We start from the raw sequence: 21,363 nt of genomic DNA on the forward strand, positions 1-21,363 counted from the left end.
CACTTATGGATTAATTGCCTTTACAGCCTGTACAAATTCATTTCCTCTGTCTTCAAACGTTTTGTACTGATCCCAACTTGCACAAGCTGGTGATAATAAAATGACATCACCCTCTTTGGAGAGATCAAAAGCTTTTTGAACGGCATCTTCTACTTTTATCGCAAACTCAATCGTCGCTACATTTGCACTTTTTGCCGTTTTCGCTAATTTTTCTTTCGTTTCTCCAAATGTGACAAGCGCCTTCACGTTTGCAAGAGAAGATGCCAGTTCGTCGAATTCATTTCCGCGATCAAGGCCTCCAGCGAGCAGAATGACCGGTTGCTCAAATGCTTCTAACGCTTTCTTCGCTGCTAGAATATTTGTAGCTTTTGAGTCATTATAAAATAAACGGTCGTTCTTTTTTGTCACAAATTGCAAGCGATGCTCAACCCCACTAAAAGTTGAAAGTACATGCTCAATTTGGGGAACGGTCGCTCCCATCGTCAATGAAGCTCCAATTGCCGCTAAAATATTCTCTACATTATGAGCTCCTGGTAAAACAACATGTGCAAGATCTATAACTTTCTGATCTTTAAAATAAATCGAACCATTTTCTACAAATACTCCATTGTGTACTGTACGCGTAGCTGAAAAAGGTATTAACGTTGCTTTGCTGGCTTTTGCCACTTTTTGAACGAGTAAATCATCCGCATTGTAGACAAAGTAATCGTCAGTCGTTTGATTTGCTGTTATTTTTGCTTTCGCCCGCACATACTCTTCTTTTGTTCCGTGATAATCAAGATGGGCATCAAAAAGATTTAGTAGCACACTGACTTTCGGGTGAAACATCTCGGTGCCTAAAAGTTGAAAACTTGATGCTTCAAGCACGATGACATCATCTTTGGTCGCTCTTTTTGAAACTTCGCATGAAACCGTTCCGATGTTGCCGGCAATAAGCGGGTGCAGTGAACTATTTTTAAGCATTTCGTGAACTAATGTTGTCGTTGTTGTTTTCCCATTTGAGCCTGTGATGGCAATTATTTGCGCTTCGCTCAATGCTGATGTCAGCTCAACCTCTGTTACAACAGAGATTGAACGATGAAGTGCCTCTTTGACAAGTCCATTTGTGTAAGGGATACCTGGGTTTTTTACCACAAGCTCGATGTCATCATCTAATAAAGTGAGCGGGTGTGAACCACATACAACCTTTATTCCCTTATGTTCTAATTGTTTCGCTTGCACGTTCTCTTCATAAGGGAGAGCGTCATTAACAGCCACTTTAGCCCCTAGCTCATGGAGTAACAGAGCAGCAGCTTCTCCACTTTTTGCAAGACCAAGTACTAGAATATGTTTTCCTTCATACCAATCTTTGTTTTTCATATTACATCCACACCTCTAAGTAAATTCCTAGAACAGCAAAAATCATCCCGACCAACCAAAAAGTTACAACGACTCTCCACTCAGACCAACCAGATAGTTCATAGTGATGATGCAGAGGGCTCATCTTGAAGACTCGTTTACCTCTTGTTTTAAATGAAATAACCTGAATAATCACCGATAGTGTTTCAATAACAAACACTCCACCAATTAATACGAGGAGAAGTTCTTGTTTTGTCATGATCGCAATAGCCGCAATCGCTCCACCTAATGCAAGTGATCCAGTATCTCCCATAAATACTTTTGCGGGATGGGCATTAAACACAAGAAAGCCAAGAACAGCCCCGACAATTGCTGCACTAAAGATAGCCACATCAATTAAATCAACATACCAAGCTAAAATAGCAAATGCACCAAAGGCAATCGCTCCTGTTCCTGCTAGAAGACCATCCAGTCCATCTGTTAAATTGACCGCATTTGACGCACCAACTAACATGACGATGACAAGCGGTAAGTATAGCCAACCTAAATCAAACGAAAGGTTAGTCGCGGGAATGTTCAATTCGGTTGAAATACCTAATTGCATAATTCCTGCATAAAACAATCCTGCAATAACCAATTGACCTACTAATTTCTGTTTAGATGTTAACCCTAGATTTCTCTTTTTAACGACTTTAATATAGTCATCTAAAAATCCAACTAGACCGAATCCAACTGTGACCAGAAGTAAAAGTAAAATTTCTCGACTAAAGGATATGTATTGAAAAGAAATAAATAAAGACGTAACTAGAACAGAAAGAACAATCACAATACCGCCCATTGTCGGTGTCCCACTTTTCTTTTGATGAGATTCAGGACCTTCCTCTCTAATACTTTGACCAAATTTCAATTTTCTTAAAAACGGAATAAATAATGGTGATAAAATGACAGCAATTCCAAATGATAAAAGTAAGGTAATAAGTAACACTCTCTCTAACATTGCTAATCATTCCTCCCTTCTATTATATTTTGATAATCTTTGATCACTTCTTCTAGTTTCATTCCTCTTGATGCTTTAAATAAAACGACGGTGTCTTTGTCAACAACAGTTGGCAACCACTTCGCTGCTTCATCCTTTGTATCCCCATGAAAGAGAGTTGGAGTAACGTTCATTTGAGTTTTCTTGAGAGCATCGGTAATCCATTTTGCTCGTTCGCCTATCGTGATGACATGAGTAATTGGTGCTTCAATGACCTTTGCTACTGACTCGTGCAATGATTTCTCGTCGCTTCCTAACTCAAACATGTCGCCTAGCACAATGATCCGCTTTGTATAGTTTGGAATCATTTTAACCGCTTCAATCGCAGCAATCATTGATGTTGGGCTTGCGTTATATGCATCATTGACAATTAATTCACCGATTGATCCACTCACTCGTTCAAGTCGCATCGAGGTTAGAGACAGATTTGAAAGACCTTGTTTGATCTTTTCGGAACTCATCCCTAATTTTTTCGCAACAGCTATACAATATGCAGCATTTTTTACGTTATGTTTACCTAACATAGAAAGTTTAAAATGTTCCCCATCCATTACAAATTGATAACCATCACTTGTTGCTACTACTTGATCAACTGAAAGGTCAGCTTGCTGAAAACCAACTCTTACAATTTCAGGGGAATTCCACGACTCAAGCAATGGTTCATCACTATCGATAAAGACCTTCCCATTTCTCCTCAAACCCTCTTTAATCTCCATTTTCGCTTTTGCAATACCCGAACGGCTACCGAGTTGTTCCATATGAGATTCACCGATATTTGTCACAATCGCTAAATCTGGTTCCGCTAGCTTGGTTAGTAATTCAATTTCACCAAACCCACTCATACCCATCTCTAAAATTAAATATTGACAAGTACTTGGCATTGCTAAAATGGTCAATGGGAGACCAATATGATTGTTAAAATTACCTTGAGTTTTAAATGTCTTACCACTAACTGAGAGAATAGATGCAAGAATATCTTTAGTTGTTGTCTTTCCGTTGCTCCCTGTAATTCCGATCACTTTCGGATTGACTTCTATGCGATACGCTTTAGCCATTTGTTGCAAGGCACTAAGTGTATCCTTAACAATATACAACTGAAAATCTATTGGCAGATCACTTGGAATAGGTTGTCCTTCTTGCCACAATGATGCTGTTGAGCCGTTTTTCGCTGCTACATTCACATAATCATGTCCATTAAAACGCTCTCCGATTAACGGGACAAATAAGTCGTCTTTTTTTATCGTACGTGTATCTGTTGAGACCGCTGTAAACGACTGCTCCTGTTGAGCAAACCTTTTGCTCTTAATCACGCCGTTCAATAAGGATGATGATAGCATTTCTATAACCTCTCCTCCTTAATAGCTTCTCGTGCAACTTCTCTGTCATCAAAATGTATCGTACGTGAGCCTAAGATTTGGTATGTTTCATGTCCTTTTCCAGCTATGACAATAATATCGTCTTTTTTTGCTTCTCCTATTGCTTGGTAGATCGCTTCTTTCCGATCTAGAATCACCGTATAGTTTTCTGCATCAAGTCCTTCAACCATATCATCAAGGATTTGCTTCGGATCTTCTGACCTCGGATTATCCGACGTCAAGATCGCTTGATCGGCATATTTCGTTGCAATGCTAGCCATAACCGGTCGTTTTGAACGATCACGATCTCCTCCACATCCAACAACTACAGAAATACTCCCCTTGGCAAATTCTTTAACTGTTGTAAGTACATTTTCCAAGCTATCAGACGTATGAGCGTAATCAACAATGACCGTAAAGTCTTGACCACTATCAACAGATTCAAATCGTCCTGATACGCCCTCCACTCGTTCTAAGCTGTCTTTAATATCCTTAAGTGAAACACCTGAAGCAAGTGCAGCCGATGCAGCTGCTAAGGCATTATAGACACTAAACATCCCGATTAATTTCATCTCAATATCAATTTGTTCACCCATTGCTTCTAATATAAATGTTGTGCCGGCAGCTGCAATGTTAATTTGTTTGGCCATCACATCCGCTTTTATTTTAATGCCGTAAGTAAGAACATCGACCGTCGTCATCTTTAATAACTCTTCAGATGCTTGATCATCAACATTAATCACGGCGACCTTATCAGAGAATGAATTCCCTAACTGAGCAAACAACAGCCCTTTCGCATAGAGATAGCTTTCCATCGTCTTGTGATAGTTCAGATGATCTGGTGTTAGGTTTGTAAAAACAGCTACATCAAAATCACACCCTCTTACACGACCTAAATGAAGGGCATGAGATGAAACTTCCATTAATGCTGTGTCAACTCCCGCATCGACCATTTCTTTGAAACGTTTTTGCAAGGTAATCGACTCTGGTGTTGTGTTCAGTGTTTTTAGCTCGACGTCACCAATCTTTGTGTACATCGTACCAATGAGCCCCGTTTTTTTCTTCACATCTTTCATCATTTGTTCTAACAAATGTGTGACGGTTGTTTTTCCATTTGTCCCAGTTACACCTATAAGATGCATGTTGGACGTTGGATTCCCATAAAAATACGTCGAAAGTTTTGCCATCGCACGCTTAGTATCACGCACAATAATGACTGGCACATCAATAGACGGAAGCACTCGATTCGCAACAATAGCGACGGCTCCTTTTTCAACCGCTTGTGCGGCATAATCATGCCCGTCGACAGTGTATCCTTCTACACAGAAAAACAAAGTACCACTTTGCACTTCCCGTGAGTCCATTTCGATTTGATGAATGGTTGGATTCCCTTCATTCTTCCATTCAAATCCTCTTAATACATTTGCTAATTCTTGAAGCTTTATCATGTCATAACCCTCGCATTCAGATTACCATTTTTTATCATCGTTACTCATATCGTTGCATAGTATAGAGCTTTTTAATCATATAAACGATGATATGCACTTAAAAAAGTTTATTTTTGTGCTTACTACATTATTAGTCAAAAGCCTCTTCCCTACTTTTTCGAAAAGAGGCAAATAATAAGACTTTAAATTAAAGCCAAAGAGCACATAAAATCTATTTTAGACGGATCATTCGTTTTTGTCACCCATATAAAGGCGGATTGTTGATCCCGTTGTTACTTTCACTCCTGGTTCTGGTGATTGTGCTAAAACATGTTGTCCCTCACCTGTTGCATTTACTTGCAATTCGTAGTAGGACTCATGAATCTCACGCTTCGTTCTTCCAACGAGATCAGGAACTTCGATTAATGGCTGATCATTCCACGCAAGTTCTTTTTCAATTTGATCACTACGAGGTTGAACCCCCATCGCTCTTAAGCTCTCACCAATTATATTCCCAACAATAGGTGCAGCTACAATTCCACCAAATTGTAACGTGTCTTTTGGATTATCAACCGCAACATAGACAACAATTTGTGGGTCATCTGCTGGGGCAAACCCTATAAATGAGACAATGTGATTATTTTCTAAATACCTACCGTCTTTTGCTTTCTGGGCAGTCCCAGTTTTCCCACCAACTCGGTAGCCATCTACAAAAGCTCCTTTTCCAGTACCTTGAGCTACCACACTTTCTAATGCATGGCGAACGGTTTCAGACGTTTTTTCGGAAATAACTTGACGTTTCATAATAGGCGCTTGACTGTCAACGATATCTCCAGTCATCGGATCTACCCATTCCTTCGCCAGAAAAGGCTGGTATAAATAGCCACCATTAATGGCTGCTGATACAGCTGTCACTTGTTGAAGTGGCGTTACAGCCACCCCTTGACCAAATGCTGTAGTAGCAAGCTCAAGCGGCCCTACCCTGTCACGGTTAAACAATATTCCTTTCCCTTCTCCTTGCAAATCGATCCCAGTCTTTTGACCAAAACCGAAATTATCAATGTAATCAAACAACCGATCCTTACCAAGTCGCTCGCCTAATACAACAAAACCTGGGTTACAAGAGTTCTGGACGACTTCAAGAAAGGTTTGCGAACCGTGACCGCCTTTTTTCCAACATCGTAAACGGTGACCCGCTACTTCAATATGTCCAGGATCATGGAATGTATCTTTTTCTAAGTCAACCTCTCCTTCTTCGAGAGCGGCTGCCAATGTAATAATCTTAAAAGTAGAACCTGGCTCATATTGCATCCATACTGGTTTGTTTTGATTGTATATTTCAGGAGGCACATCTCGGAAGTTTTCTGGGTCATAATGCGGACGACTACTCATACCTAATACTTCACCTGTATTTGGATTCATTGCTATAGCAATGGCACCGTCAGGATTATATGTAGCCTCTGCAATATCAAGGTGATTTTCCATGATAGTTTGCACCTTGCTATCCACTGTTAAACGTAGATCAAATCCATTGTTCGGAGCTGTATATTCATCTGCGAGGTTGGGCATTCGATTGCCTTTGGCTGTTGAGAAAAATGACACATGTCCCTTCTCTCCCTTTAACTCTTTATCATAATACTGTTCTAGTCCTGTCAATCCTTGATTATCAATTCCTGCAAATCCAAGTACATGTGATAAATAACTACCAAAAGGATAATGACGTTTACTGTCTTCTGCAATGTACACTCCAGGTAAACGTAAGGATCTTACTTCACTTGCAACCTCTTTGCTAATCTTTCTACCTTCTGGATTTAACCTGACAATTGATTCTGATTTTGTTAGGAGTTGATAGGCTTTTTCCACATTCATGCCAAGAGCGGATGCTAGTTTCTCCGAAGTATCTGCTGGGTCCTTGACTTGTCTAGGGACAACTAAAACAGACGGAGCACTTACATTCGTCGCAAGAACAACGTCATTTCGATCTTTGATTTCTCCACGTTTTGCTTCAAAGGGTACATCTCGACTCCATGAATCTTCTGCTCGATCTGTCAGCCAATCTCCCATCGCAAATTGTACATACCCTAGCCTTAATGCAATGATGCTAAAAACAGCAAGTCCTAAAAAAAGTAATAATACTAGCCGTTTTCTCACTGTAACATTAGAAACTCGCACCACATATACCTCCCGCCTTCTATTTAAATCAAGTACGTCTACTTATGACGTAGGCTTGTTTAAATGTATGCATTAGCGGTTTGGAATAGAACATTGGTGCGAGTCCAAAGCCTTATTCAATTGTACGTTCCGTCTAATTATTCCCCAACTTGTTCTTCTATTTCTTCTTCCTCGTCTAATCGATCATCAATTGTTTCATGAATTTCTCTTAAACTAGCAAATTCAAAAACAATATAATCACCAGCACGAACTTCTTCTCCTGCTGCTACCTCTTGGCTAATTGCATAACCATTTCCAAACAGATTTGGATTGATACTAGCGGCATTGGCAAACTTTAAAATATCACGGTTAGACCATCCGGTTACATCAGGCATCGCAAACGTTTCTGAGTCAGTATTCAAGAAGATGTTCTCACCTTCAAGTAAACCTTGTCCAGATCTCGGCTCTTGAGCTTTTATTTTGCTACCTTCCCCTAAGACGTGTACGTTAAACCCTTCTGCCTCTAATTTTTCTTGAACATCTATTGTATTTTTCCCAACATAATCTTCCGTAACGAATCCTTCTTTAGCTTCAGCGGTGATTTCTTCAAAGTCTGGCGTAATATTCAAATACTGCAAACTCTGTTTCATTATCGTATTGAAGATCTTCGCAGACGGTTCTGATCCAGATTCAAACGACTGTAATTTTGGTCTTTCAACCGCCACGTAGACGACCAAACTTGGATCATCTTTAGGCGCCATCCCTAAGAATGAGAAAATGTTCTCACCATGCCCACGGATGTAACCTCTTGCATTTGGATTAGGAATTTGAGCTGTTCCAGTTTTACCAGCCACATCAAATCCTTCAATATGATAAGGTCTACCTGTTCCAACAGGTGAGGTAACCACTTCTCCTAGAAGATTTCTCACTTGTTTTGCGGTCTCACTAGAAATTGGGGTACCGACTTCTTCGGGTTCTGTTTTTTCCACAATAGCATCTGTTTCTGAATTGACAATTCGATCAATAAGATAAGGCTTCATCATTTTTCCGTCATTTGCAATGGCTGTTGCCGCTTGAATCTGTTGGATTGGCGTCACCGCAGTCCCTTGACCAAACGATGTAACAGCTGCATCAAAGCGATTTTGCTTTGCAATTAAACTTGTTGCTTCATTAGGCAAATCTATTCCCGTCGGCTGATTAAAACCGAACTTGTTCATGTAGTCATATAATTTTTCTGGACCCAGTTGATCTAACGCAATTTTTGTGAAGGCAACATTCGATGACCGTAACATACCCTCATCGAATGTAATCTGACCCCAGCCTTCACCACGGTTATGATCACTTACTACGTTCTCGCCTACATTCAATTGCCCAGACATAAATTGATCATTGCCTTTATAGACTCCTTCTTCAATGGCAGCAGCCATCGTAAAGACCTTCATTGTCGAGCCTGGTTCAAAATGATCTGATACGGCATAATTCATATAATTAGAAATTTCTTGGTAGCGATTCGGGTTAAAGCTAGGTCGATTGCTCATCGCCAAAATTTCCCCTGTTTTCGGATCAGCAACAATCGCTATCATTCGTTCAGGATCATATTCTTCGTCAACTTGGGTCATTACCTGTTCAAGCGCCGTTTGTATATTGGAATCTAAGGTTAAATACACATCATGACCATTTTTAGGAGCTGTAACATGTTGTGCAGCATCAGGAAGAGGAACACCACGACGATCGCTCTGATATTGTACCAACCCATCTTCTGCTCGCAAAAAGTCATCTAAACTTCTCTCTAGACCCATCCTCGCTGTGTCCATATTTGTATCTGTATACCCAATCACATGAGAGGCATACGTTTGTTTAGGGTAATACCTTCTAGGTTCCTCTATAAAGCGAATTCCGTCTAATTCTAGATCTTTAATTTCGAGCATTTCAGAGTAGGTTAAATTTTTTGCTCCTGCTCCGAGTTCGACCTGAAATCGATCTTCGCTGCTTAGCAGTCTTTCTAACTGAATTGGTTGCATAGAAATAAGTGGCGCTAGCTGTGCGGCTGTTTCTTGTGGATTTGTTACGTGATGCGGATAGGTTGTATCTAAAATCGCAAAAATACTATATGAGTTTAATTCTTCCGCAACCGCACTCCCTCTTCGATCATAGATCGTTCCTCGTTTCCCCTCTATCACTTGCTCTTTCGACCACCGTTCTTCTCCCATTGCTTTGAGCTCTTTACCTTGCACTTCTTGAGTCACTTGGATGTATGTAAATCGCCCGGTTAGGAGGACAAAACAAGTAAGAAATAGCGCCAAGACCAAAACGGCACGCTTATTCGTTGATGCACGTTTAATTTCCATGTTTCTCACTTCCCTCAAGATATAAGTAAATCGTAAAAAGTACTTTAATGTGTGAAAAAACTAGTCCAGAAAATGAACTAGTTTTGTACGACCTTCACTTTTTGATCATCTAATGACATACCTAGTTCACCTGTTGCAATGTCGAGAATTCGATCTGGTGCACTTAATTCTATAACTTGAAGTGAAAGTCCTTCATTTACTTGTGTTTGATTATTAATGGACCCTTCTAAAACATGAACATCTTTGTTCAAACTATAAATAGTAGCGTAATTATGCAACATAAAGCTAACAATGGCAAAAGCCGCTACCACCATCATTAATCCAAGTACTTTCTCACCTAAGGTAATACCAGCTCGACGATGCTTTATGACCTTTCTTGTCTTGACTTCCGTTTGCTCTTGACGCTTTATTTGGCGGGCAACCATACTCATGATAACGACCTCCTTATTTTTGTTTTTCTGCGATACGTAACTTAGCCGAACGTGAACGATTATTCGCCGTTAGTTCTTGATCTCCAGCAATGATCGGCTTCCGTGTAATAAGAGAAAGTTCAGGTTCAAACCCTTCTGGAATAATCGGTAAACCTTTAGGAAGATCAGGCCTTTTGCTCTTTTCCTTAAAGATTTCCTTACAAAGGCGATCTTCTAGAGAATGGAATGTTATGACACAAACCCGTCCTTTAAGATTCGTGATTGCAATCGCATCCTCCAATGCTTCTTCAAATGCCCCTAATTCATCATTTACAGCAATACGAATCGCTTGAAACGTTCTTTTAGCTGGATGTCCGCCTGTTCTTCGTGCTGGTGCTGGGATCGCTTCTTTGATGATCTCAACGAGCTCTCCAGTTGTTTCGATCGGTTTCTTTTCACGGTGAGCTTCAATCTTTCTTGCAATTTGCTTTGCGAACTTTTCTTCTCCGTATCTTGCGATGATGGAAACGAGTCGATTGAACTCCCACTCATTGACTACTTGAAAAGCAGTTAGTGGCGCTGTTTGGTCCATTCTCATATCAAGAGCTGCATCCTGGTGGTAGCTAAACCCACGCTCCGCTTCATCTAGTTGCGGGGACGACACACCTAAATCAAATAATACGCCATCTACTTTCGAGACACCGTGCTTGGCTAATTCTTCACGCAAGAAACGAAAATTACTTCTGACGAGGGTGAATTTCCCTTCAAACGGGGCTAGTACTTCTTTCGCGTGATTTAGTGCTGTATCATCTTGGTCAAACGCGTATAAGTGACCTTCTTCACTTAATTGCTCTAAAATTAGTGAAGAATGTCCAGCTCCACCTAACGTACAGTCTACGTATATTCCCTCAGGCTTAATTGCTAAACCTTTCACAGACTCTTCTTTCAACACCGTAATATGGGTGAACATGTTCTCACCTTCGCTTTCCTAAATGTAGCTATATTTCTATAAATCAAAATCAAGTAAATTCTCAGCAATATCGGCAAATGAGTCCTCAGATTCAGCAAAGTATTCTTCCCATTTAGACTTGCTCCATACCTCTACTCGGTTTGAGACACCAATTATCACACATTCTTTCTCAATCTCAGCGTAATGACGCAACGTAGAGGCAATATTTACTCTTCCCTGCTTATCAAGTTCACATTCAGTCGCACCTGAAAAGAAAAACCGAGTAAAAGCACGCGCGTCTTTCTTAGTAAAAGGGAGGGCCTTTAACTGTTCTTCGAGACGACTCCATTCATCAAGTGGGTAAACGAATAAGCAACGATCCATTCCACGGGTAACAACAAACGATGCACCAAGAGCTTCACGAAACTTCGCTGGTACGATCATTCTGCCTTTTTCATCCACATTGTGGCGATACTCCCCCATGAACATCGTGCATCCATCTCCCCCCACTTACTACCCTTAAGTTACCACAACCCTCCACTTTGTACCACTATAAATTAAATTTCCTTTAAACAAAAAAAATCCTGCCAAATGGCAGGATTTTTCGTTCTCATTCTTTCGACGGGGTCATCAAACAGTTTTTTACAAGAAAACAAGCTTATGGCGTGCATCAAGCGACATGTCTAGGTTCATCATTCGTCTAAAAGCATCAGGACCAGCTATGTTTAGTAAAAGTATGGGATGAACCACGCGTTCTTGCGGTCGACTTAAGGGGAAGAGCCACGCATCAGCCTCGTCAAATTTTGATAACGTTACTTCGTGCTTTTCCTTCAAATAATTGACCATTTTTTTCTCCATAAATTCCAATTGATCAAAAATCTTCGTTTCATTTTTTTTGGCTAGCGTGTAAATGGTAGGATCCATTGATTGTGCGAGTTGTTGGATATCCAAATGAGAGACTGCAATGGACTGTTTTACTTGCGCCATAACCTCATGAATTGGATAATCCTCTGCTTCATTTAACCAAGAACCTTTCATGCTTGACCCTTCTCCACGCATAAACCTCTCATATGAACATTCATGCTCATTAAACCACTTCGCAAGCGAACGGGGCACAACTGTCAAATGTATTCTAGGTGAGAGTGGCGGAATGTGTAAATCAAACAACTTAAACACAGGTTTTAGCGTAGCCCAATAAGCTAACTCCCCCGGTCCAGCGACAAACGTTAACACGGGTAGTAGTAGTTCTTGCATAAGCGGTCTTGTCACAACATTATTGCTAAATCGCTCCGGGTGAACATCGACCAATTCAAGCAGTTCTTTTTTGGAGAATCGAATACCCTCCCCTTTTATAGTGAATATTCCTTCACTATAATCTAATCTTTTTCTATTACCGTTCAACGTATAAAAAAGATGTGCATTATTAAGGTCCGTTGCAATTGGCTCTCCGTAACCTAGCTGCTTGAAAAAATCTTCTCCTTGTTGTTGAGCAGACTGTAAACGATCGACCTGTTCGATCATCTTCTTAAAATATTCCCGTTCAATTTTTCTTAGATTCGGATGATCAGAATCGAGCAAGATTAATCCTTCATCTTTAAAGATCCAATTCATCACTCTTGAAAAGAAATCAACAAACGTCTCCGACTGAGTTGCTAGCTCTTTTATCGATGTGACTAATGATTCGGTGTGGTCAGTTTCTGGTAACGTTTTAAATACATCATCTAACCACAAATCAAAGGTTGCTTTTGGAAGTAGAGTCTTAGATAGAGAAGTCGAGGAATCAATCATATCAATCCCCTTCTTCTTCCAAGTTTTCCCCTTTTTCGTATAAACAAAACGAACTTCCTCTAAATCATGATCTTCCCCAGCCACCCAAAAGACTGGCACAACAGGTATACCTAATTGTTCTTCTTGCTCTTTAGCAAGTAAAACCACACTCATTGCTTTATAAACCGTATAAAGAGGGCCTGTTAGAAGTCCTGCTTGTTGTCCTCCTACAACCACGACGGATTGTGTATCTTGTAATTTATCAATATTGTTTTGGACGGCTTCTGTATTAGGCAAATCGTTATGTGTATTATGTAAATGTTTAATTAGTTCTTCTCTAGGGAACGAGCGAGATTGGAGCTCACTTACTCTTTGTTTATAACGTGTTTCGTCCGTTAGGTCATAATCAAAACAGGCAAGTGTATTCGGATGCCCAACCAAATAATCCGAGAGAAAGTCAGGCTTTTTGACAAGGTCCATTTCTTTGACTTCCATTGAGCGACATCCCTTCATCATATGTAATCAAACTCAATCATAGCAAAGTATGGACTTAGCAACAAATCATATGACTCCTAGCTAAAGTCCACCAATTACTCGTGTGACAATTCCGTATCCACTTAAGATCAAGTATAAAAAAAAGAATAAAAGAAAATTAAAGCGCCAAATTCCTCGAAATAATTTACGTACATGAATGTCTCCTGCTACTTTCCAATGGATAATTGTAAAAATAAGTGCAATTAAAAAGAAGATCGTTAATAATAGCCAGAAAAATGAGCGAGACCAAAGTTCTAAAATAATAAAATAAACAGCTGCGATTAAGAAGATCACCGATGCATCCGATGCTAATCGAATCGCCCTAGATTTATTTTTAGTTAGTTTAACCGTAATAATATAAACAACATACCATCCCAGCAAAGGAATGGTTATAACCGTTGCGATGAGCCAAGTAAGTGCCGTTGTCAATTCTTCTCCCCTCCTTTTTCTTTGCCTTTAATGGCTTCATGAAGGAACTGTACCGTAGGAACTTGGCTACCCACAGCCTCAGCTCGCTTGATCAAGTATCCTGTCATACTATCAATTTCTGTTTGTCGATTTTGTTTGATATCCACAAGCATTGAAGATTGATTTCTAGAAGTTTTATTGCAAATTGCACATACAAGTGACCAAAGATATTCTTGATCTTTTTTGCGCTCTAAAATTCCAATCACCTCTGAAAACACTTGCTTCATTAAAAGACGATAGTGAGAATTCACTATCAGAACCCCATTTTCTGTATCAAGTAGTGCTGTTAACGGATTAATACAGACATTCACTATCAGTTTTTCCTCAAGCATGTCCAGCCATTTGTCATGTCGAGTTAAAGGGAAGCAACTATCGTGTATGTTCCTGCTCAAATGTAAAAATACCCCTTTTGCATTTGTCACATTCGCCCACCGTATCCTCCCAACACCTGTATGATATACCGTATTTGCATTCTGTCGCTTAGCTCCATGCTCGACGACGCCAACACATACCTCTGCCTTGCTTTGAAATTTCTCTATTAGTGGCACATGCCCCATTCCATTTGATAAAAACATTATCGCCTCATAGATTAGATCTTCTTTTTGAATAAAGTCGAGAATTGGTTCTAACTGATAGGATTTGACAGTAACGCATAGGACCTCTGTTTTTTCGGAGGGCAGTTCATCAAAAGTAATTGCATGACAAGCTACATAATCCCTTAAATGTCGCTTGCTTTCTAGTACAATTCCATCTTTTTTAATTTGGTTCGCTTGTTCTTGTGTTCTTGTGACTAAAGTGACTTCTTGATTTGACTTTCGCATGTAATAAGCAACCAGTAATCCAATCGCACCTGCACCAATAATATGTACGTTCATAAGCTTCTCCTTTTTCACACAGCTTTTCAAATTGTACCATATTAACCCAGATAGGAGACAAGGTTTTATTTATCAGAAAATTATAACTTTTATAATATCGGTTAGTATTTTTAGTTTTCTTAACGCTTCCATTATAATTTGTAGTAGAATAGAGTAAGAACATCAATGTAGCATTTACAAGGAGGAGTTTGATTATGGCTCAACACGAAGTTAAGCGCTTACTTACTAATTATAAAACTCTTGAGGAATTTAAAAACTTTCGTGAATTCGGCGCTGCCGAACTTTCTATGAAGGATGACTTAAAAGCAAATATCATCGAAAATGATAGCGAGTCCCCGTTTTACGGGATCTATTTTGGAAAGAAGCTCGTGGCACGAATGAGTCTTTATCGAATTGAAGGTAAATATGACCGTTATTTCGAGCCACAACAAGACTACCTTGAGCTTTGGAAGTTAGAAGTGTTAGAGCCTTACCGTGGAAAAGGATACGGATCATCACTTGTCGATTTCGCTAAAAGTTTTAAATTACCAATAAAAACAAATGCTCGCCAAGCTTCTAGTGAATTTTGGGAGAGAATGGGGTTTGAATCATCCACTTACCAACCAAGTCGAGATCGTGGTGAAAGCCCTTATGTTTGGTATCCAGTGGGCGTTCATGAACAAATAAGTTTAACAAACGACACACCGACCATTGAGTCTCATGACACGATTTAACCAAAAGCTACTAGATGATCTATACTCATCTAGTAGTTTTTTCTCTCTCGCAGAACATTTTCTTCATAAAAACATACTAAAAGCCCTGCACCATAAATGGGCGCAAGGACTTTTAATTTTTCCGTTATTTTGATGACTGAGCAACACTTTTGTTATCTTGCTCGTAAAACGATAATTGCCTCGCACGATCCATAATGCCAATTAACGCTTTATAATCTTCTGCAATAATTTGCTTTTCTCGTTCGAGTTTTTCTACTCGTTTTGTTAATGCTTCATTTTCTTGTTCCAGCTGTGTTACAAGTTCTTTCTTCACTTGTGTCCCGTGTTCTTTATGGTACTCGGCTAAAAACTCGATCACATGCTCCATTGTTAGCGCAGGAGTTTCTAACTGACTTTGCACAACCGCCGCTCCTTGTTCTTCAGACAGTGTAGGACGTTCTTCCTTCCATTCTGCATCCTCGTATGCTTGGTTAACGACTGTCGTTACCTCCACAGCTTTTCCCTTCGCTCTCTGCTTTTTCGCTAAAGCGATCGCAGATTCATACTTTTTTCGAATGGCAGAATTCCAACGAAACCCACAAGCTGCATTGGTTCTTGACAATCGCTGCCCCACTTCTTCAAATGCTGCAAGTTGCGTACTGCCTTCACGAATATGACGCAACACTACCTCTGCTAATATCAAATCCTCATCTGTACTCCAAGCATCTTGACGAATTGTTGTCATATAGACCCTCCTTCTCACTCTTTGTTCATACGTATGCAACTACTAGAGGAGATAGACTTTGTTCTAGTAAGAGATTATAACCTTCTTACATGAACTCTATTCGTCAGACTTCATTTATTATGTACGACTAATAAAACGCTCAACTGCTCTATGATGCTCATCAGACTCCCATAGCTTGGCACATTCAGCAACTTCATCCTTCATCCGTTGCGATAATTGTTCACGTGGGACTTTATCAATGTAGCGGAGTTTGTATGCCTCTAGTACCGCGTTCTCTAGCTTGACATAAGGAGTTAACCACTCTTTGACACCTTGGCGAAACGGCTCTTTTAATACAATTCCTTGCAAAAAGCCCAAAGCTCTCGCTTCATCTGCACGATAAACAGTAGAGCTCATTAACATATCCATTGCAATAGGCTGTGCTAGTCTTTCATAAAGCATCGATGCACCACCCCACCCTGTGGTAATTCCTAGTGTACCTTGGATAAAACCTACCTTCACGTGAGGGGCAGCTAATCGAAGGTCACAAGCCGTTGCAATCTCGCACCCACCGCCGACAGCTACTCCATTTAGTGCGGCGATCGTAAGTTTTGGAAAATAAAATAATTCTTCTAGCACATTCCTCATCTTACTAAGCATCGACCAGGCTTCACTTTCTGTTTTCAAATTGCGAAATACAGATAGGTCTCCACCTGAACAAAATGCAACTTCCCCCGCACCAGTTATGATCACTGCTTTAGATTCATCTTGCTTCGCTTTTCCTAGCGCCTCTAGCAATTGATCCATCACATCATCATCTATAGCATTTCTAACCTTCTCGCGGTTAATAACAATCCACGTTAACTCTTTTTCTTGGATAAGTGATATTTTTTCCATCGTCAGTCCCCCTTTTCGATACATTATTCGACAAAGGCTATCTGTTTTCCTGTATAAAAATAAGCAAGGAGCCTAGGCTCCTTGCTTATTAAAAGTTATCACGTCAATATTAATTGCTGATTACGTTTTGGCCTTTGTAAGATCCACACTCTTTACATATGCGGTGAGCAAGTTTCAATTCTCCACACTCAGGACACTTAGTCATGCCGGGTACTGCTAACTTGTAGTGAGTACGACGCTTATTTTTGCGAGCTTTAGAAGTTCTTCTAGCAGGTACTGCCATCATTCCCACCTCCTTATAGAATTTAGTTTGTTACTAGTTCATATTTAAACGAAAGCTAGCTTGTATGAAATGAAGGGCCGAACAAGTGTCGGTGCTTCGATTTTCTTAGTTCTTGTCAAAAAACTTAGCAAGATCCGCAAGTCTTGGATCTACGCGCTTTTCTTGATCTTCTTCCGTAATAAAGTCCCATCCTTTTCCAGAAGGCGGCGCCTCAGGGTTTTCTTGATTCTCTGCATAAACTTGCAAAGGAATATCAAGTAAGATGTACTCTTTAACTGCAGGAGTTAAGTCAACAAAATCTCCTTCAATGACTGTTGTCTCTTCAAAATCTTCTTTTGAGAGATGATAGGCATTTTCCGGTCTATACTGCTCAGTTACATATAGATCAAGTGGATATGAAACATCGACTAATGTTCTAGAGCATGCCAGAGTAAGTTCACCCGTAATATGAAGATCAAAAGTGAGCACCTGACCTGAAAACGTTAACTTCCCTTCCACTCGTATCGGTGATACGTGACGAATCTCAGCATTAAGTTCCTTTAAGTCAGATAAATCAATAACTTGATCAAATGTAAAAGGCTTATGCTTTCCAATTTGTAATTGTTGCAATGTCCATTTCATAATAAATCACCTCTTGGGCAACAAAAGTAATTATAGACTTACGCTATTTGTTTGTCAACCTTTTTTCTTTACACAGTTTTGTCTATAATATAGGGTAATTACCCTATATTAATACATAGATAGGCAAGTCCATTTCTTTCTGTGTGCATAGGTTCTATTGTAGCATGTTGTAAGAGTCGAGTAAAGCAAGCAAGTTAGATTACAGAAATGAGGGATAACATGAAGTCCGTTGGAGTCGTTGTAGAGTACAATCCGTTACATAATGGCCACAGTTATCACATTAATGAAGCCAAGCGCCAAACCGGAGCAGATGTAGTCATCGCTGTTATGAGTGGGTACTTCCTACAAAGAGGTGAACCCGCGTTTGTTTCAAAATGGGAACGAACAGCGATGGCTCTTGATGCGGGAGTCGATCTCGTTGTCGAACTTCCATATATTTATTCAACACAAAAAGCACAATATTTTGCTGAAGGTGCGATTGAAGTTTTATCTTCTCTTCAAGTCAATTATTTGAACTTTGGAAGTGAAGTAGGTGACATTGACCCTTTTAATAAATTAATGTCTTTTATGAACCAAAATCAAGATCAGTGGGATTCTCTTGTTAAATCTTATATGGAAACAGGTTGTAGTTACCCTAAAGCAACAACGCAAGCTTTTCATCAGTTGGCCCCTAAGGACACCATGCTTTCTTTGACTGAACCGAACAATATTCTTGGATATCATTATATGAGAGCCATCTGTGACCTCCGTGTGTCTATGCTTGCAACCACTACAAAACGCACAGTTGCTCAGTATCATGATGAATCCGTTACACCTGAATCGATTGCCAGCGCGACGAGCATTCGAAAGTCGATCACAACAGATAAGACGATTGACTCGATTCAGCATGTCGTCCCTAAAAACACCTATACACAGCTCGTAAAATATAAACAGACGTACGGTACCTACCATACGTGGAATCTATATTTTCCACTGCTACAATATGAAATCATTAGGAGCACACCCGAACAACTGCGAAACATTTATGAATGTGAGGAAGGGCTTGAATACAGATTAAAAGATACGATCACCCAAGCCTCAAACTTCCAAGAGTGGATGACAAAATTAAAAACGAAGCGTTACACATGGACCAGATTACAAAGACTTGCCACACACATCTTAACTAATACACAAAAAGATGAGATGAACCAGCTAATGAAAGGGCCGCTTCCATATATTCGCTTACTAGGAATGAACGAGAAAGGTCAGTCATATTTAAGTCAAATAAAAAAAACATTACCCTGTCCTCTGATCAGTCGTTTTGCTAAAGCGAGTGGGCCGATGGCAGACGTTGATGAACGTGTCTCGAAAATCTATGCAACGCCACTTATCCCAACGCTCGGTGCAGAGATTTTAAAACGTGAATTCACGATGACCCCTATACGTCATAATCATCATTGAAAAAAAGAAGCTTCAACGTCGATGACTGAAGCTTCTTTTTCTACTATTATAAAGATTCGAGGAACGCAACGGCATCTTCAAAACGATCAATCGGAATGATCAACATGTCTGTTCCAATGTCTTCAGCAGCCAAAACCGCCTCATTATAATTGGAGTCTTCAGCTCCCTCTTCATGAGGTGCTAAGAAATAACTAGCACCAGCACGATCTGCAGCCACTACTTTTTGTCCCGCCCCACCAATACGTCCGACAGTGCCATCTTCTCGAATGGTTCCTGTGCCTGCTATGTTATAACCATTTGTTAAATCTTCTTCTAACAATTGATCATAAATTTCAAGAGAGAACATTAAACCAGCGGAAGGTCCACCTATTTTACTAGTGTCGATATGTACAGGAGGATCAAACGTCACATGACGATCTGTCACAGGCGCTTGAATGCCTATTCCTACTCGATCAGAGGGGGCATTCATCTCTGCTGGGAACGGAGAGAATCCAACAGATACGCCCATCATTTCATCATCTCTTTCAAGTTCAAGCTCTACTGTATCTCCCTCAATGTATCCCGCTAACAACTCAATTAATTGTTCAGCCGTTTGAATCGAATCTCCATTTACGGCTTGGATTCGGTCTCCTACTTTCAGAACCTCATAGGCTGGCATTCCTTCAATGAGTGACGTCACAAGTACACCAAAATATTCATAGCTAACTGATTTATTTGCATGTTCGTACGCAACAATTTTGGCGACTTCTTGAGAATCATTCATCATCATTAACTGACGATGTTCATAATCTTCATCTGTTTCGTTTTCAAAGCGAATTTGCCCCTCTGGGTGTAGCACGCGGTAAGGACTGAGCTGAGCCCATGCATAGAAAATCGGGTTGGCCTTCCCCATCCGGATCGTTGTAAGCATAAGAGCACCTTCACCGTCTGTCGTTGCACCTTCTACTTCAATGACATCATCTAATGAAAGCGCATCTCCAGGTTGCGAATAATAATATGGTAATTGAATGAAATACAGTGCTAATAAAATAATTATCAATATAGGCCATCTAAATCGGATCCATTTACTCTGACTTTTTTGATTCATCTGTTTGTCCCTTCCAATCTCTAATGGTTTCCTTAATCTTCGGAATTTGTTCGTATGTTGCTTCTTCTCCTCTTTTTATTAATAAGTCCACACTCGTAAAATCTAGCGGACTCGTATGATTGACGATTGGTCGTATGATAAATGAGGAATCTACTTCCTTCGGTTTCATGCCTTCACGGGCCATAATATCCATGCTTTGCATAATGACGTCAAATATCGATGTAAATTCAAGCTCTTGCCTGAAATAAGAGACATCTACAGCGATTGTTAAATCCGCCCCCATCTCTTTAACGACTGATACTGGTACTCGATCAATCACTCCGCCATCGACGAGTATTTGCTCGCCTCGTTTTTCTGGAACGAAGATCCCAGGGATGCTGATACTCGCTCGAACTGCTTCGGCGATAGGTCCTGTGTTAATTACCACACGCTCACCCTTTTTTAGATCAGTTGCAACTACGGACACAGGGATTAATGCCTCTTCCAATTGCTTTGATTTAGCAAGTAACCGAATGAGTTCTTTTATCCGGTTTCCGACAATAAATCCTTGTTTTGGCACAGTAAAATCTAGATAGTATTTCCGTTTAAACAGTTTGGCGAATCGCTCCAATGCTTCCGTCGACTGCCCAATCCCGTAAAGACTAGCAACAAGCGAGCCCATACTACTTCCTGCCAAATAATCAATAGGAATATTTTCTTTCTCGAGTGCTTTAATGACCCCAATATGAGCGAACCCTCTCGCACCACCAGAACCGAGCGCCAGGCCGATTTTAGGACGTGTCTGCGGCATGTAAATCCTCCCTTATCTTACGGCTTCCTTTGTTCATTTTCAATCATATGGTCTAAACCAAGCCTCTATACGTATATTTAAATATGGACAAGATGCGAAACGTATAATCATCTTTGATTAAACTACAACTTAAAATAACCTACGATCTACGACATAAAAGGAGGCTGCTTT

20 protein-coding genes are annotated in these 21,363 nt (G+C 40.1%); 2 read left to right on the forward strand and 18 right to left on the reverse strand.

What is annotated here, in order from left to right; genetic code table 11:
* Positions 1–3: 3 nt before the first annotated feature.
* The 12 genes from murD to CDZ88_RS09380 all read right to left on the reverse strand — a co-directional run bounded on the left by murD (position 4) and on the right by CDZ88_RS09380 (position 14,658).
* The gene (gene murD, locus CDZ88_RS09325; protein WP_100373293.1) at positions 4–1,359 is read right to left on the reverse strand and encodes a UDP-N-acetylmuramoyl-L-alanine--D-glutamate ligase; all 1,356 of its coding nucleotides are present in this window, start codon (positions 1,357–1,359) and stop codon (positions 4–6) included.
* Between the two features lies 1 nt (position 1,360).
* On the reverse strand, positions 1,361–2,335 hold the full coding sequence (mraY, locus tag CDZ88_RS09330; RefSeq protein WP_100373294.1) for a phospho-N-acetylmuramoyl-pentapeptide-transferase: 975 nt from the start codon (positions 2,333–2,335) through the stop codon (positions 1,361–1,363).
* Positions 2,336–2,337: 2 nt separating this feature from the next.
* Entirely contained in the window at positions 2,338–3,711 is a 1,374-nt protein-coding gene (locus tag CDZ88_RS09335; protein WP_100373295.1) for a UDP-N-acetylmuramoyl-tripeptide--D-alanyl-D-alanine ligase, read from the reverse strand.
* A 2-nt stretch (positions 3,712–3,713) separates the two neighbouring features.
* Complete coding sequence (locus CDZ88_RS09340; RefSeq protein WP_442857118.1) at positions 3,714–5,174, reverse strand: UDP-N-acetylmuramoyl-L-alanyl-D-glutamate--2,6-diaminopimelate ligase; 1,461 nt, start codon at positions 5,172–5,174, stop codon at positions 3,714–3,716.
* 228 nt (positions 5,175–5,402) lie between these two features.
* Positions 5,403–7,328 carry a stage V sporulation protein D gene (locus CDZ88_RS09345; protein WP_100373297.1) on the reverse strand — a complete coding sequence of 642 codons (1,926 nt, stop codon included), beginning with the start codon at positions 7,326–7,328 and terminating at the stop codon, positions 5,403–5,405.
* 137 nt (positions 7,329–7,465) lie between these two features.
* Positions 7,466–9,655, reverse strand: coding sequence for a penicillin-binding protein (locus CDZ88_RS09350; RefSeq protein WP_100373298.1), 2,190 nt, complete (start codon positions 9,653–9,655; stop codon positions 7,466–7,468).
* A gap of 77 nt (positions 9,656–9,732) precedes the next feature.
* Positions 9,733–10,086 (reverse strand): cell division protein FtsL, encoded by a 354-nt coding sequence (gene ftsL, locus CDZ88_RS09355; protein ID WP_100373299.1) that lies wholly within the window; start codon positions 10,084–10,086, stop codon positions 9,733–9,735.
* Between the two features lie 13 nt (positions 10,087–10,099).
* Entirely contained in the window at positions 10,100–11,035 is a 936-nt protein-coding gene (gene rsmH, locus CDZ88_RS09360; protein ID WP_100373300.1) for a 16S rRNA (cytosine(1402)-N(4))-methyltransferase RsmH, read from the reverse strand.
* 36 nt (positions 11,036–11,071) lie between these two features.
* Complete coding sequence (mraZ, locus tag CDZ88_RS09365; RefSeq protein ID WP_100373301.1) at positions 11,072–11,503, reverse strand: division/cell wall cluster transcriptional repressor MraZ; 432 nt, start codon at positions 11,501–11,503, stop codon at positions 11,072–11,074.
* Positions 11,504–11,656: 153 nt separating this feature from the next.
* Positions 11,657–13,276, reverse strand: a complete 1,620-nt coding sequence (bshC, locus tag CDZ88_RS09370; protein ID WP_157796518.1) for a bacillithiol biosynthesis cysteine-adding enzyme BshC — start codon at positions 13,274–13,276, stop codon at positions 11,657–11,659.
* 81 nt (positions 13,277–13,357) lie between these two features.
* On the reverse strand, positions 13,358–13,744 hold the full coding sequence (locus tag CDZ88_RS09375; protein ID WP_100373303.1) for a DUF3397 domain-containing protein: 387 nt from the start codon (positions 13,742–13,744) through the stop codon (positions 13,358–13,360).
* Positions 13,741–14,658, reverse strand: a complete 918-nt coding sequence (locus tag CDZ88_RS09380) for a 2-dehydropantoate 2-reductase (protein ID WP_100373304.1) — start codon at positions 14,656–14,658, stop codon at positions 13,741–13,743. Before CDZ88_RS09380 ends, CDZ88_RS09375 begins: the two co-directional genes overlap by 4 nt.
* A 194-nt stretch (positions 14,659–14,852) precedes the next feature.
* Here CDZ88_RS09380 and CDZ88_RS09385 point away from each other — a divergent pair, with 194 nt between their 5' ends.
* A complete protein-coding gene (locus CDZ88_RS09385; RefSeq protein ID WP_100373305.1) occupies positions 14,853–15,371 on the forward strand; it encodes an N-acetyltransferase in 519 nt (172 codons plus the stop codon).
* A 124-nt stretch (positions 15,372–15,495) separates the two neighbouring features.
* On the opposite strand, the gene CDZ88_RS09390 is transcribed toward CDZ88_RS09385, so the two are convergent.
* From CDZ88_RS09390 to CDZ88_RS09405, 4 genes are all read right to left on the reverse strand, one after another.
* Positions 15,496–16,095, reverse strand: coding sequence for an RsfA family transcriptional regulator (locus CDZ88_RS09390; RefSeq protein WP_100373306.1), 600 nt, complete (start codon positions 16,093–16,095; stop codon positions 15,496–15,498).
* 117 nt (positions 16,096–16,212) lie between these two features.
* Positions 16,213–16,971, reverse strand: a complete 759-nt coding sequence (locus CDZ88_RS09395) for an enoyl-CoA hydratase/isomerase family protein (RefSeq protein WP_100373307.1) — start codon at positions 16,969–16,971, stop codon at positions 16,213–16,215.
* A 109-nt stretch (positions 16,972–17,080) separates the two neighbouring features.
* Positions 17,081–17,254: a 50S ribosomal protein L32 gene (gene rpmF, locus CDZ88_RS09400; RefSeq protein WP_100373308.1), complete on the reverse strand. Its 174-nt coding sequence runs from the start codon at positions 17,252–17,254 to the stop codon at positions 17,081–17,083.
* 105 nt (positions 17,255–17,359) lie between these two features.
* The gene (locus CDZ88_RS09405; protein ID WP_100373309.1) at positions 17,360–17,875 is read right to left on the reverse strand and encodes a YceD family protein; all 516 of its coding nucleotides are present in this window, start codon (positions 17,873–17,875) and stop codon (positions 17,360–17,362) included.
* Positions 17,876–18,094: 219 nt separating this feature from the next.
* Between CDZ88_RS09405 and CDZ88_RS09410 the strand changes: the two genes are divergently transcribed.
* Entirely contained in the window at positions 18,095–19,315 is a 1,221-nt protein-coding gene (locus CDZ88_RS09410) for a nucleotidyltransferase (RefSeq protein WP_100373310.1), read from the forward strand.
* A 46-nt stretch (positions 19,316–19,361) separates the two neighbouring features.
* On the opposite strand, the gene CDZ88_RS09415 is transcribed toward CDZ88_RS09410, so the two are convergent.
* Both CDZ88_RS09415 and CDZ88_RS09420 read right to left on the reverse strand, forming a co-directional pair.
* Positions 19,362–20,402, reverse strand: coding sequence for a SepM family pheromone-processing serine protease (locus tag CDZ88_RS09415; protein ID WP_100373311.1), 1,041 nt, complete (start codon positions 20,400–20,402; stop codon positions 19,362–19,364).
* The gene (locus tag CDZ88_RS09420) at positions 20,380–21,192 is read right to left on the reverse strand and encodes a patatin-like phospholipase family protein (RefSeq protein WP_100373312.1); all 813 of its coding nucleotides are present in this window, start codon (positions 21,190–21,192) and stop codon (positions 20,380–20,382) included. The genes CDZ88_RS09415 and CDZ88_RS09420 overlap by 23 nt, the downstream gene beginning before the upstream one ends.
* Positions 21,193–21,363: the final 171 nt, after the last annotated feature.

It is taken from the genome of Bacillus sp. FJAT-45037, from assembly GCF_002797325.1.
In the GTDB taxonomy this organism is placed as follows: Bacteria; Bacillota; Bacilli; order Bacillales; family Bacillaceae_D; genus Alkalihalophilus.